Genomic DNA, 14,279 nt, shown 5'->3' on the forward strand with positions numbered 1-14,279 from the left:
AGCGACCAATGCTGGCGCCACATGAACACGACGCTGCTTTCCCTGGCCGACGGGGCTGACCTGATCTTCGCTGGCCAGAGCTACCAGGAACCCGCAGCGAACGTTGCCGAGTATTACGACCTCCCGTTGGCCACCCTGCACCACGTCCCGATGCGGCCCAACGGGCAGGTGGTGTCTTTGCTTCCCGCGCCATTGGCGCGGTCGTCGATGGTGGGGTTCGACTGGTTCTGTTGGCGCCTGAACAAGAAGGTCGAGGACGCCCAACGCCGCGAGCTGGGTCTGCCGAAGGCGACGGGGCCGTCGCCCCGGCGAATCATCGAACGGCGGTCGCTGGAAATTCAGGCCTACGACGAGGTGTGCTTCCCGGGCTTGGCCGACGAGTGGGCCGACTGGCGTGACCAGCGACCGTTCGTCGGCACGTTGACGATGCAGCTGGCCACCGGCGCCGATGACGAGGTCGCGTCGTGGATTGCCGCCGGTACCCCGCCGATCTGTTTCGGATTCGGCAGCATGCCCGTGGCATCCCCGGCCGCGACGGTGGAAATGATCGGCGCCGCGTGCGCCGAGCTGGGGGAGCGGGCGTTGATCTGCGCCGGCTACAGCGATTTCAGCAGTGCGCCGTCTTTCGAGCACGTGAAGGTGGTGGGAGCGGTCAATTACGCGGCGATCTTCCCGGTCTGCCGCGCGGTCGTCCACCACGGCGGTTCAGGCACCACGGCCGCCAGCATGCGCGCGGGCGTTCCCACCGTGATCCTGTCCATGGACGCCAACCAGACCATTTGGGGAGCGCAGCTCAAACGCTTGAAAGTCGGGACGACGCGGCGCTTTTCGGCGACGACCCGGAAAACCCTCACCGCCGACCTGCGCCGGGTGCTGGCGCCGGATTACGCGGTGCGCGCCCGGCAGATCGCCAGCCACATGACCAAGCCCGCCGACAGCGTCCGCAAGGCCGCCGATCTCGTCGAGAATTTCGCCCGAGCGCGCAGCCGCGCCTGAGCGGGTCCGCAAGCGCCGGGGAAAATATGCCCCGAAAAGCGTCGGTAAATTGCGCTTTTCGGAGCCATCTGTGGCGGATACGAAATCGCGCGGTTTCCAAAGACACGCCGACGGTCCTCTGGCACAATGTATCCTCAGCCGACGATGCCTGCGCTGCTCGAAGGTCGTCACAGTGCTACGGTCCGGGGGAAAGGCCGATGACATTGGCTTTGCCAGAATTCACCACACCGCTACTGCGATGTAATTCATTTTCGTTGCAATCGCCGAAGGCGTTGCATCGCCGTTCCGCCTTTTCCTCTAGGAAAGCGCATTGGCCAGCGAAGATCAGGTCAGCCCCGTCGGCCAGGGAAAGCAGCGTCGTGTTCATGTGGCGCCAGCATTGGTCGCTCAAATCCCACATCTCCCGCCACAGACCCCGCAGCTTCTGCACGTGCCAAAAACCGCCGAAGAACGACGTCCAGAAGTTGCGATAGATGTCCAGCCAGGCCTGCGACTCCAAGCCGTACGGGACGGCGGTGAGGCCGCCGGCCTCGGTGAACTCAACGGAATCGGGGGGCACGGCCATGACCAGCTCGTGGCCGCGGCGCTGCAGTTCGCGGGCGACCACCAACGACGGCTCGATATCGCCGCGAGTGCCATAGCTCGCCAGCACGATCTTCATCGCTGCCCCACGCCCCTCGGTTTCGCCGTCACCCTTCCCGTACCGACATCACTGTAGGTTTTCGCGGCGCGCAGGGCGCGGGATCTCCGATCCGCGGCGTCTAATCCTTGCGCCACAACACGCCGGTGCCGTCGATCTCCACGATCTCGGCGGTGACGCCGTGCTGGGCGCGATAGTCGGCGACGGCCTGGCGGCACGCCTCGATCGCGTGGTAGTCGTCGATGATGCAAAAGCCCCCGGACGACAACCGCGGGTACAGCCCGTCGAGCGCCTGAATCGTGGACTCGTACAGGTCGCCGTCGAGCCGCAGGACGGCAATCTCACCGATCGGTGCGTCGTGCAGCGTGTCCTTGAACCAGCCGGGAAGGAACCGCACCCGGTCGTCGAGCAGGCCATAGCGCTCGAAGTTCGCCTTGACCTGGGCTTCCGGCACCGCCAGGACGCCGGCGGCCCGATGCAGCCGGATGCCCTTGTCCGCTTCGTAGTTGGCGGCATCCGGCGGCGGCACCCCGGCGAAGGAATCTGCCAGCCACACGCAGCGTTTCTCGTCCCCGTAAGCCGCCAAGACGGCGCGCATGAGGATCGACGCACCGCCGCGCCAAACGCCGCACTCGACCAGATCACCGGGCACGTCCTCGGCCAGGACCGTCTCCACGCAGTGCTGCAGGCTGGTCAGCCGCTGCATGCCGATCATGGTCAATGCGTCCGCCGGCCAGTCCAGGCCCAGGTCCCGCGCCTTGGCGTTGAACGGGCGCTTACGGACCACCATGTAGTTGCGCGTACTCAAAAAGGCGCGGCCCAGGACATTCCACCCCACCGGCACCAACTCGTCGCTGCCGTACGAGGTGAGGTTGCGGCGAAGCAGGTCCAGATAGGCGGCGCGCGTATCCAGAAACTGAGATCGCATGCCGCGATCCGCTACGGTCAAGACTTCCCCCTAGTTCGTGTGCACCGCCGTTGCTGGGCCCGGGTCGGATCACGAGATCCATGTCGTGGAGTTTCGGCTGACCCATCGTCGCCCTACCGGCTGGTAGCAATCATCATATGCCCACCGAAGCGGTAGTTTTTCGATCTTGGCGCCGACTGCTGCCCCGGGCCGCAGATCGATGCCGTGCGGGTCAGCCGCGCCAAAAGTCCATCACGGCGCTTTCGCCGCTCGCGGCAATTCGTTAAAAATGTGGGCCAATCGACAGCCGGCCGGCGAATTCGCGGAGTTGCGTCAGCCCCGGCCGGCCTGCGGCTGTTCGTCGATCCATTTGAGCAGCGCCTGCAATCCGTCGTCGAGCGTCCAGGCGGGCTCCCAACCAAGCTCGTTTGTTGTCGCTGCTATTTCGCAGCTCGCGGCGCGGACGTCCCCGTCGCGGAATTTGCCGACGACCACCGGTTCGGGGGCGGCGCAAATGGTCGCGACCCGCCGCGCGAGTTCGTGGATGGTGGTCGCGTTGCCCGATCCGACGTCCAGGCAGCGTTGCGTGGCGGCCGGCCGCTGTACCGCCGCGAACAGCGCGTCGACGACGTCGTCGATGTACACGAAGTCACGGACGATGCGGCCGTCCTCGTACACCTCCAACGCGTGGTGGGCGCGCGACAGGCGCGCGAACAGCGCGACAATCCCGGTGTAGGAGTTGGTCAGCGACTGACCGGGTCCGTAGACGTTCTGCAAGCGCAGCACGCTCAGATTGGTGTCATGCGCGGCGGTCCACGCCGCCAGCAGGTGCTCCTGGGCGAGTTTGGTCGCGGCATAGACGTTGGTGGGCCGCGGCTCGGTGCGGTCGGCGCGGCTGGGCAGCGGGACGGCGGGCTCGCCCGCGGGTCCCTGCGCGTCCCACTGGCCCGCGAGCAGCTGGGCGTGACTGCGCGGACGGGGGTAGAAGATCGAGCCCTCGGACTGCCAAGCGCCCTCGCCGTAAACCGCCCGCGACGACGCCAGCACGAGCTGTTCGGGAACCAGACCCGAACGGCTCAGGGCGTCGAGCAGCTGCGTCGTCCCCACGACATTGACGGCGCCGTGCCGGGTGGCCTCGGACAGCGACTGCGCGGTACCCGTCTCTGCCGCCAAGTGCACCACCTGGGTCGGCCGGCACAGCCGGAGCACCGCATCCCAGTCGGGGGCGTGCGTGACATCCCCGGTGAAGAACCGCACCGACGACGGCAGGTTGAGCGCGACCGGGTCCGCGTGTACTTGAGGATGCAAGACGTCCATGACGGCCACGTCGTGGCCGGCCTCGACGAGCCGATATGCGAGCGCCGACCCGATGAATCCTGCACCACCACTGATGAGCACCGACGCTGTCAAGAACCGACGCCTCTCGTTCGTGTGCGTGAGCGAAGTAGCCGACCGGCGGATGTGCGCGGTCCGCAGCATCATATCGGGCGCCGAACCGCCGTCAGGCGGTTTCTACGCCCACGTGCCGCTGCGCCGGTGCGCCATGGCGAGGACCTCCATCGTCGGTCGCGCGATGGCGGGTCGAAACAACCGGAACAGGATGCTGTCGGTCAGGTGCCGGGAATCCTCGAACGCCCTCCTGAAATCGCGTTCGCTCGCCCGATAAGACTCGAAAACCCGGTCCAGCGTGGCGATGTCGAGCGGGTCGTCCTGCGCCGCCCCCTGCAGCGACTCGTATACCGCGGACATCCAGTCCGTGCCGAACAGGTCCGTCACCGAGCCGCAGTGTCGCTGCCGGCGAAGCCCAGGCGACAGGAAGTCGTCGATCGCCTCCTCGTCGTGCGTCGTCAGCTCGACCGGCAGCGCCGTCGCGATGCGCTTCACTTCTCGGCGCCAATTGTCGAGAAGGTTGCCGTAGTCCACGAATACGCGCGGTACCGCACGGGTGTTGCGCTCGGCCAACACGTTGCATTTGAGCCACAGGGCGCTGGCCAGCGCCTGCGACACTCCCCAGGAGGCCTCGATCGACGAGATGACCTCCTGGGGATGGCGCAGGGCGATGACCGCGGCGACGTCGAACCCCGCCAGGCGCGCCGCCTGAAACCACAGATCGGACAGCGTCGTGATGCGCGGTTCCTTGATGACGACGACCGGGGCGGGCGGCAGGGTCCGCAGATAACGCGCGATCGCCGAGACGCAGTGCACGGATTGCTTTGCGTCGAGGGCGCTTTCTTCTAGAAACCGCAGCGATGGGTCATACCAGTGGGTGCCGCGACGGCGCAGGATCGTCTCGTTGAGCGTGATAGCCGCCCGCGGTTCCCAGTAGCCGAGCGGGTTATTGGCGTCGGCGCCCAGCATCGCGGCCGGAAGCGTGCCTCCGCAGAGCGACAAAACCCTGGTCAGCGCCGACGTGCCGGACCGCTGCGGCCCCAACACGAACAACACCGTCGGCCGGTCCGGCGTAGCGGCGAGTACGGGATTCGCGATGCGGCCGGGCGAATCGACCGCGGTCGCTGCGGATTTGATGATTCTGCTCAACCTCATACGCGAATCCGAACCTTTCACTTGCCGGGCGCCTCGACGACCCCCGCAATTCGGCTGTAAGTCAACAGCTCTCGGGCCCGCCCAAGGGCGCCGCTTCGACATCAACAATCCGAATCACGATTCGACGAGAGCCTTTCCCTGGGTGACCGGCGATGCCGGAGCGACGATTTTTGGCTGCTCCCAGTATCTTTGGCCATACCGTCTCGATCCGCACCCGACGCAGAATGAAACGCTGTTTTAACCCCACGCTAACGCGGCCTGGATCGCTCACGACGGTAACGCGCCGACGATGAACGCAAAGCGTTTTTGACGATTCTGTATATTTTCGTGATCCGCGGTCGCAGCGGACTACCGGTGCGGGCCGCGCACAGCCTGGGAGTTCTGCGACAGTCGCGGCGCGCGGCCCGCGACCTCAACGGTGGCGGGCCTCCTCGGCCCTCGGAGGCGCGATTTCCAGGACAGCGCAGGCTTCTCCACCAAGAACCAGCTCAGCGCCGCGAGCGGCAAGGTCGCCAGCGCCGCGACGGCGGTGAACACGGGTGGCTCCAGGAAACCCATTCCGCAGATGACCAGCAACTGCTGCATGGGCCACGCATAAATGTAGACGCCATAGGACAGATCTGTGCGCAGCCTCAGCCGCCGGTGCTGCAGCAACGCGCCCGAGACGACGACGGCGTAGGCCAGCGGAAGGGCGGCGAGCACACGGTAGTTGGGCGTCAGCAAACCGGCGACGACGACGATGGCACCGCTCGCCGCGACCCAGGACCAACGCGCCGCAACAGCGTCACGGAACTGGTGCAGCAGCGTCCCGGCCGCGAATACGAGGGAGAACCGAGCGATCATCTGCACCACCGTGGGCACCGCCGCGACCGGGTAGGACACCAGCGCCGACAACCCCACAAACAGGGCGAACACCGCCACGGCCGGCCAGCGGCGGCTCAAGAGCCCGGCCAGGCCGGCGAGGGCTATCGCGACGTAACACAGCAACTCGAAGATCAACGTCCACAGAACCCCGTCCCAAACCCCCGGGTACGGAACGTCGCGCGGCGTCCCGGCGATGCCGACGTGGTAGACGTTCAACACGCCGTTGTTCAGCACGTACTCGACAGGGGCCCACGACCACAGCAGTCTCGCCGGGGAGCCCCCCTGGATTGCCACGCCGATAGGGGCGATGACGAAAGCGACGACCAGCAGGCAGACCCACAACCCCGGAAAGATGCGCAGAGCGCGGGCCACGCTGAACTCCCGGAGCCGGGGGTTGCGAACCCAGCTCGACGCGATAAGGAACCCCGAAATCGCGAAGAAACCGTCCACCCACAGCTGGGTGATCAGCTGATCGCCGGGTGGGAGAAGCTTGCGACCGGTGAGCGGCCAGGAGTGTTCCAGGATGACGCCCGTGGCGAGCACGAGCCGCCACGCGTTGAGCGCATTGCACCGCGGGTTGAAGGCGTGTCCAAGGTTCGGCTTCGCGCTCATCCGATCGGAAGGCCCGCGGTGCCCCCGGTGCGAGCCCGGCTTCGTCCGCGTATGGCCGCGGCGTTGGCATGGGCAGACATCGTCACAGACTACAACCCGCACACCGACCCGCGCCGTGCGGACACTGGCAGCCCGGCGCGGCCGCGCGGCTCAGCCGGCCACGGCCCCCGGCTGATAGAACGGGGCGCCGAACTCGGTCACCGGGCGCAGGCCGCGGCTGCGCGCCTTGTCCGCCGCCCGCCGGATCAACGCGTAGATGCCGACGAATGCCGCGTGGTCGGTGGTCGTCAACGGGGTGAGCAGCCGGTTGTGTACCAGGGCGAACGCCACCCCGGTCGCCGGGTCCGCCCACCCGACCGACCCACCCAATCCGACGTGCCCGAACCCGGGCATCACATTGCCGATCGGCAGGGTGTGGTAGCCGAGGTGAAAGGCCAACGGTATGAACAGGTTTCGGTCCGGCCGCAGGCTGCGACGCCCGGTGAGCCCGGCGACCAGCTCGCGGGACAAAAATCGGGTGCCGTCGACCTCGCCGCCGTTGGCGATCGCGCCGTACATCCTGGCCAGGCCCCGTGCCGTGGCCACTCCGTTGGCGGCGGGGATCTCCGCGTCGAGCAACGGCGCGTCACCCTGCACGGCGGCGATCATGCCGGGAAAGTACATCGAGCGGAAGCCGCCGGAGAACTCGTTGACGACCTTGCGCGTGACGAAGTTGAGCGCCGAATTGCCGATGATGCTCTGCGGCACGATGATCTCGGCGGCGCGCGTCGGGGCGCCCGCGGGCGGCCGGCCCAGGTGCAGGCCGTCGGTGCCCAACGGCTCGGCGAGCTCTTCGCGGATGAGTGCGCGCATGTCCTTCCCGGTCACCGCCCGGGCCAGCCCGGACATGAGCCAGCCGAAGGTGAGCGCGTGGTAGGCCGACTTGCCCAGCAGCTTGCCGGGCGCCGCGGCGGCCAGCCGCTCCTCCATCGCCTCGTGGTCGAGCAGCTCCTCCATGCTGGCGCCGCGCAGGCCCGACAGTCCGGCGTGGTGGCGCATCACCTGGCGCACCGTCATGTCGGCCTTGCCGTTGGCGCCGAACTCGCGCCAGTATTCGGCGACCGGCGCCTCGTAATCGATCAGGCCCCGGTCGGCAAGGCGGTGGATGACCGTTGCGGCCATCCCCTTGGTCGCCGAGAACACCATGGGCGCGGTGTTGGCCGACCACTGCCGGCGCCCGCCCCGGTCCGACCAGCCCGTCCACACGTCGACGACGGGTTGGCCGTCGACGTACACCGCCAGCGCCCCGCCGCCCAGGCGGCGCGCGGGAAACATGGCACCGAAGCTTCGAACGACGCAACCAAACCGTGAGTCCGCCGCTCCGGACACGCGCTGACCTGCGTCAAGGTCACCGCGGAGAGGAACCGCTCGGCGATCGACTCGTGTTTCCACCGTCACATCTGGCGAATTTACTTGCATTTCATACCTTGCCGGAGCGAAATCTGGATTATTTACTCATCCGTTAGCGCGACGCGGCGTCCAGTATTTGCTGGGCGGCCAGCGCCGGGGTCAGCTCCCCCGCCTTGACCCGGCGCTCCACGTCGGCCTTGATGCTGCGCACTTGAGGGTTGGACAAGACCCGGTTCACGACCGAATCGCGCACCATCTGCCAGGTCCAGTCGACTTGCTGGGACCGCCGACGCGCCTCGAACTCACCCGCCTGACTGAGGACCTGGCGGTGACGTTCGACGGTCTCCCAGAGCTCGGCGAGGCCCGTGCCCTCGACCGCGCTCATCGTCAGCACGGGCGGGCGCCACAGCGTCTCGCGGGGATGGATCAGCCGGATCGCTCCGGACAGTTCACGCGCGGCCGAACGCGCCTCCGCCAGGTGTTCACCGTCCGCCTTGTTCACCACGACGATGTCGGCGAGCTCGAGCACACCCTTCTTGATGCCCTGCAACTGATCGCCGCTGCGGGCCAGGGTGAGTAGGACGAAGGTGTCCACCATGTTCGCCACCGCCACCTCGGACTGGCCGACGCCGACGGTCTCGATCACGATGACGTCGAAGCCGGCGGCCTCGAGCAGCACCACCGTCTCGCGGGTCGCCTTGGCCACGCCGCCCAGCGTGCCCGAGGTCGGCGAGGGTCGGATGTAGGCGTCCGGATGGACGGCCAGGCGAGACATGCGGGTCTTGTCGCCGAGGATCGAGCCGCCGCTGCGCGTCGAGGAGGGGTCGACGGCCAGCACCGCCACCCGGTGGCCCCGCTCGATGAGATGCATGCCGAGCGCTTCGATGCTGGTGGACTTGCCCACCCCGGGGATCCCCGTGATGCCGACCCGATGCGCGTTACCGGAATCCGGCGTCAGTGCCAGCAGCAACTGCTGCGCCCGCTCCTGATGGTCGGCGCGCGTCGACTCCAGCAGCGTAATGGCTCGCGGCAGGGCGGCGCGGTCACCGGCGCGGATCGTCGCCGCCAAATCGTCTGCCGGATCGGGCTGTTCGGCGACCATCTAGTCGAGCGAATAGCCGAGCCGCTCGGCGAGCTTGTGCAGCAGACCGATGGCGGCGTCGGCGATGACGGTGCCGGGCGGGAAGATGGCGGCCGCGCCGGCGGCGTACAGCTCGTCGAAATCGCCGGGCGGGATGACCCCGCCGACCACGACCATGATGTCGGGCCGGCCGACCTCGGCCAGCGCGTCGCGCAGAGCCGGCACCAGGGTCAGGTGGCCCGCCGCCAGTGAGGACACCCCGACGACGTGTACGTCGTTGTCGGCGGCCTGCCGCGCCACCTCGTCCGGCGTGGAGAACAACGATCCGACGTCGACGTCGAACCCGATGTCGGCGAAGGCCGTGGCGATCACCTTCTGCCCGCGGTCGTGCCCGTCCTGGCCCATCTTGGCCACCAGGATGCGGGGCCGGCGCCCGTCGGCCTCCGCGAATTTTTCGACGAGATCGGTGGCGGTAGCGATGTTCTCGGCCTTTCCAGCTTCGTCGCGGTAGACCCCGGCGATGGTACGGATCTCCGCCTGGTGGCGCCCGTACACCTTCTCCAACGCGTCGGAGATCTCGCCGACGGTGGCCTTGGCGCGGGCCGCGTCGATGGCGAGCGCCAACAGGTTGTTGCCCAGCCCGTCGTCGCCCGCACGGCCGTGAGCGGCTGCGGCGCGCGACAATTCGGCCAACGCGGCGTCCACGGCCGCCTGGTCGCGGCCTGCCCGCAACTCCTGGAGCTTGGCGAGCTGCTCGGCGCGCACCCGGCTGTTCTCGACCTTGAGGACCTCGACCTCCTGGTCCTCTTCGACCTGATACTTGTTGACGCCGATCACCGGCTGGATGCCGGAGTCGATGCGGGCCTGCGTGCGCGCGGCCGCTTCCTCGATGCGCAGCTTCGGGATGCCGTCGCTGATGGCCTGCGCCATCCCGCCGTGCTCGGTCACCTCGGCGATGTGGGCGCGGGCTTTCTGCGCGAGTTGGTGGGTGAGCCACTCGACGTAGTACGAACCCGCCCACGGATCGATGGGCCGCGTGGTGCCCGACTCCTGCTGCAGCACCAGCTGGGTGTTGCGCGCGATGCGGGCCGAGAAGTCGGTGGGCAACGCCAGCGCCTCGTCGAGCGCGTTGGTGTGCAGCGACTGCGTGTGCCCTTGGGTGGCGGCCATGGCCTCGATGCAGGTGCGGGCCACGTTGTTGAACGCGTCCTGCGCGGTCAGCGACCAGCCGGACGTCTGCGAATGGGTGCGCAGCGACAGCGATTTGGAGCTCTTGGGGTTGAACTGCGACACCAGTTCGCTCCACAGCAGGCGGCCGGCCCGCAGCTTGGCGACCTCCATGAAAAAGTTCATGCCGATGCCCCAGAAGAACGACAGCCGCGGCGCGAAGGAATCGATGTCCAGCTCGGCGGCCAACCCTGCCTTGATGTAGTCGACGCCGTCCGCCAGGGTGTACGCCAGCTCGAGATCCGCGGTGGCGCCGGCTTCTTGGATGTGGTAGCCGGAGATGGAGATCGAGTTGAACTTCGGCATCTTGGCGCTGGTGTAGGCGAAGATGTCGGAAATGATGCGCATCGACGGCTTGGGCGGATAAATGTAGGTGTTGCGCACCATGAACTCTTTGAGGATGTCGTTCTGGATGGTGCCGGCCAACTTCTCCGGCGGCACCCCCTGTTCCTCCGCGGCCACCACGTACAGCGCCAGGATCGGCAGCACCGCGCCGTTCATGGTCATCGACACCGACACCGTCGACAGGTCGATGCCGTCGAACAGTTGCCGCATGTCCAGGATGGAATCGATTGCTACGCCGGCCATTCCGACGTCACCCTGCACGCGCGGGTGGTCGGAGTCGTAGCCGCGGTGGGTGGCCAGGTCGAAGGCGACCGACAGCCCCTTCTGGCCCGCTGCCAGGTTGCGCCGGTAGAACGCGTTGGACTCCGCCGCGGTGGAAAACCCGGCGTACTGGCGAATGGTCCACGGCTGGTTGACGTACATCGTCGGGTAGGGCCCCCGCACGAACGGCGGGTCACCGGGGAAGGTGTGCAGCGGGTAGCCATCGGCCTCCGCGGCGGCGCGATCGGCGCCGATGTAGACCGGTTTGACGTCGATGTCTTCCGGTGTGTGCCACTGCAATTGGTCGGGGGTGTACCAGTGCGCGGCCGCCGCGGCCTCGACGAATTGCTCGACGGCGGACTCGGTGGGCCGCTGCGGGGTTCGCTCACTGCGCAACGGGACCTCGGCGAAGCTGCCGACAGCGGGTGCGGTGGTCGTCATGGTCTCAGGCCCCCAACCGTGTGAGCAGATCCGACAGGGCTTGCACTGCATTGATTTTCGCGGTCAAGTATTCATCGGGCCGATGCTCCGCGTCGGCCACGGCCTTCTCGGGGCCGGCGAGGTACACCCGCTCGACGGCCGCGGCCCGGGCGGCCTCGACCACTGCCGACGCCTCGTCCTGGTAGCGCTTGTCCGCGCCGCAGATGACGGCGACCGTCGGTGTTCCCGCCGCGCCGAACTCGCTGACCGCCGCCGCGACGTCGGCGGCGTCGACCGTTCCGGGGTTGACCGCCTCGATCCCGCCGGAGGCCAGCAGGTTCGACGCGAAGGTCGTGCGAATGTTGTTCTCGGCCAACGGGCCCAACGGCAACAACAGCACCCGCGGGCGCGCGCCGGTACGTTCCAGGTAAGCGTCGGAGCGGTCGCGCAGCGCCTCGAACTGCGCGGCGTAGCGGATCAGCTTGCCCGCGGCCAGCGGCGAATACGACGACTCGGTCTGCGGCAGCGCCGGCTCGGTGAGATTAGGGAACTCGTTGACCCCGGTGACGGCGGTGCGGCGATGGGCGATGTCGTCGGCGCGGCGGGCCGCGATGTCGGCGATCTGGCCGGCGATGAAGTCGCCGGCGTCGGTGAACCCGCCACGGGACTCGACGGCCTGGAACTGCTGCCAGGCCTGCTGGGCGAGCCGGTGGGTCAGGTCCTCGACGAACCACGAGCCGCCGGCGGGGTCCAGGACCCGGCCCACGTGCGACTCCTCGAGCAACAACAACTGCGTGTTGCGCGCGATGCGCCGCGCGAAACTGGTTGCGACACCCGGGAATCCACCTTCGATCGCCGCGTCGAACGGGTAGATCAGCAACGAGTCGGCGCCCCCGACCCCGGCGCCGAAGGCGGCCAGCGTGCAGCGCAACATGTTCACCCACGGGTCGCGCTGGGTCATCATGGGCAGCGACGTCTCGGCGTGCACGACGGCCGCGCCCGCGTCGGGTTCGCCGAGCACCTCCGCGACCCGCGCCCACAGATTGCGCGCCGCCCGAATCTTCGCGATCGTCATGAACTGGTCGTCGTCGGCGGCGAACCGGAAACTGATCTGCCGCAACGCCTCCGCGATCGACAGCCCGGCCTCGGTGAGGACTCGCAGGTAGGCGACCGCGGCGGCGACGCCGGCGGCCAGCTCCCACGTCGCGTTGGCGCCCAGGTTGTGAAAGGCGGGACCGTCGACGGTGATCGCGCGGATCCCGGTGTGGCCGGCGGCGCGCCGGGCGACCGCGACGACGTCCTCGATGGTCGGGGCGGGCCGCCCGCTCAGCGCCGCGGCGAGCGGGTCACCGCCGAGGTCGATCGCCAGCAGGGCCCGCTGGTCGGGTTCGACGCCGGCCGCGAGGCCCAGCACCGCGTCGGCCGCCGCCGCATAGTCGGCGCCCGCCTCCAGGATCAGCGGCGCCATGCTCAGGTAGACGCCGTCGAGCGCCTGGGCGATCTGGTCGGGCGCGACCCCGGACTCGCCGATGCGCAGGACGACCGCGCCGGCCCCGTTGCCGAGGGCGTCGAGCACCGCGGAATTGACGTCGGCGGCCGCGACGCCGGGCACCGGGGTGGCCGGGAACGCCTCCGCGACCTTCCAGCCGGACTTGACGTCGCGCAGCGGGTCGGCGCCCCGCACGTACGGCCACTCGCCGGGCAGCGGTGGCTCGGGCAGCTCGTCCAGCGCCGTGTAGAGCGCGCGCACCGCGATCCCGTCGTAGGTCGGGGTCTCCAGCAGCCGCTCCGGCTCGTCACCCAGCTGCTCGGGGTCTTTCCGGGTGCTCTTGGACAGCACACCGGCGACCGCGCTGCGCCAACGACCGCGAACCTGTTCTAGGTCGGCCAGCTCGGGTACGTCAATGGACACCGATTGCTCCCTTTTCCCAGCGTTGGGACCGTTGCTTGGGGATACCGCTTGACTAAAGAGATTAATTGACGGAACTCGCCGCTAAAAACCGCCGTGGGCGGCTCGGCCGTCAGGTTCGCGACGAAACGCCAGCGCCGAGCAACGCCGTATTCACCTGGGCACCGTAACCTTGGCAGGCGTGACGGCTTCCGCCACCAGCAAGATCGGCGAAACACTGCGTGATCTCGGCCGCGCGCTCGGCGTGGCCGCGCGCCAGGCGTCACGGTCGCGGATCGCCTGGACAGTGGTGGGCATCACAGGGCTGCTGGTGCTCGCCTCGTGGGCGCCGCTCCCCTCGCCCGTGCAGTTGCGCGACTGGGCGCAGTCGGTGGGGCCGTGGTTCCCGCTGGCGTTCCTCGTCGCCCACATCGTCGTGACGGTGGTGCCCGTCCCGCGGACCGTGTTCACGCTGGCGGCCGGGCTGTTGTTCGGCCCCGTGCTGGGGGTGGCGATCGCGGTGATCGCCAGCACCGCCAGCGCGATGATCGCCATGCTGCTGGTGCGCGCCGCCGGGTGGCGGCTCAACCGCCTGGTGCGGCACAACTCGATCGACACGGTCGACGAGCGCCTGCGCACTCGCGGGTGGCTGGCCATCCTGTCGCTGCGGCTCATCCCCGCCGTGCCGTTCTCCGCTCTCAATTACGCCGCCGGTGCGTCGACCGTGCGGGTGCTGCCCTACGGGCTGGCGACCCTGGTCGGGCTGCTTCCCGGCACCTCGGCGGTGGTCATCCTCGGCGACGCGCTCGCCGGCCACCCGAGCCCGCTGCTTTATGTGGTTTCGGCGATTACCAGCGCGCTGGGGCTGACCGGGCTGATAATCGAAGTCCGGCACTACCGCCGGCAGCACCGCCGTGCTGACCGCCCCGTCGACGACGAGCACACGCCCGTATCCGCCGCCGTCAGCTGAGCGGGCAGCGCCGCCCGGTGCTCCCGCGGTACGGCAGATGTGTGGTCGATGGTGGGGGACGGCGTGCTCGAGCTGGCAAGTTGGGGGTTGCGGTACTCGCCGACCGGTACCATCGCCTTCCCCCTCAGCGCCATC

10 protein-coding genes and 1 pseudogene are annotated in these 14,279 nt (G+C 68.3%); 2 read left to right on the plus strand and 9 right to left on the minus strand.

Annotation, left to right across the window (positions count from 1 at the left end; genetic code table 11):
* The coding region (locus tag A5714_RS03375; RefSeq protein ID WP_068282785.1) for a glycosyltransferase at window positions 1–996 on the plus strand (996 nt) is incomplete at its 5' end.
* 310 nt (window positions 997–1,306) lie between these two features.
* Here A5714_RS03375 and A5714_RS03380 read toward each other — a convergent pair.
* From A5714_RS03380 to mutA, 9 genes and pseudogenes are all read right to left on the minus strand, one after another.
* Window positions 1,307–1,657 (minus strand): annotated as a pseudogene (locus tag A5714_RS03380) (glycosyltransferase); the annotation flags it as partial.
* Between the two features lie 100 nt (window positions 1,658–1,757).
* Window positions 1,758–2,564: a TylF/MycF/NovP-related O-methyltransferase gene (locus A5714_RS03385; protein ID WP_068075228.1), complete on the minus strand. Its 807-nt coding sequence runs from the start codon at window positions 2,562–2,564 to the stop codon at window positions 1,758–1,760.
* Between the two features lie 312 nt (window positions 2,565–2,876).
* Window positions 2,877–3,941: an NAD(P)-dependent oxidoreductase gene (locus tag A5714_RS03390; protein ID WP_068075267.1), complete on the minus strand. Its 1,065-nt coding sequence runs from the start codon at window positions 3,939–3,941 to the stop codon at window positions 2,877–2,879.
* A 114-nt stretch (window positions 3,942–4,055) separates the two neighbouring features.
* Window positions 4,056–5,087: a sulfotransferase family protein gene (locus A5714_RS03395; protein ID WP_068075231.1), complete on the minus strand. Its 1,032-nt coding sequence runs from the start codon at window positions 5,085–5,087 to the stop codon at window positions 4,056–4,058.
* Between the two features lie 348 nt (window positions 5,088–5,435).
* Window positions 5,436–6,563, minus strand: coding sequence for an acyltransferase (locus tag A5714_RS03400; protein WP_068282770.1), 1,128 nt, complete (start codon window positions 6,561–6,563; stop codon window positions 5,436–5,438).
* A gap of 150 nt (window positions 6,564–6,713) precedes the next feature.
* Window positions 6,714–8,000 (minus strand): serine hydrolase domain-containing protein, encoded by a 1,287-nt coding sequence (locus A5714_RS03405; RefSeq protein WP_068075238.1) that lies wholly within the window; start codon window positions 7,998–8,000, stop codon window positions 6,714–6,716.
* Between the two features lie 64 nt (window positions 8,001–8,064).
* The gene (gene meaB, locus A5714_RS03410) at window positions 8,065–9,054 is read right to left on the minus strand and encodes a methylmalonyl Co-A mutase-associated GTPase MeaB (protein ID WP_068282773.1); all 990 of its coding nucleotides are present in this window, start codon (window positions 9,052–9,054) and stop codon (window positions 8,065–8,067) included.
* The gene (scpA, locus tag A5714_RS03415; protein ID WP_068282776.1) at window positions 9,055–11,307 is read right to left on the minus strand and encodes a methylmalonyl-CoA mutase; all 2,253 of its coding nucleotides are present in this window, start codon (window positions 11,305–11,307) and stop codon (window positions 9,055–9,057) included.
* Window positions 11,308–11,311: 4 nt separating this feature from the next.
* Entirely contained in the window at window positions 11,312–13,198 is a 1,887-nt protein-coding gene (mutA, locus tag A5714_RS03420; protein WP_068282779.1) for a methylmalonyl-CoA mutase small subunit, read from the minus strand.
* A 178-nt stretch (window positions 13,199–13,376) separates the two neighbouring features.
* Here mutA and A5714_RS03425 point away from each other — a divergent pair, with 178 nt between their 5' ends.
* The gene (locus A5714_RS03425; protein WP_068282782.1) at window positions 13,377–14,144 is read left to right on the plus strand and encodes a TVP38/TMEM64 family protein; all 768 of its coding nucleotides are present in this window, start codon (window positions 13,377–13,379) and stop codon (window positions 14,142–14,144) included.
* Window positions 14,145–14,279 lie beyond the last annotated feature (135 nt).

This window comes from Mycobacterium sp. E2462 (assembly GCF_001672685.1).
Lineage (GTDB): Bacteria > Actinomycetota > Actinomycetes > Mycobacteriales > Mycobacteriaceae > Mycobacterium.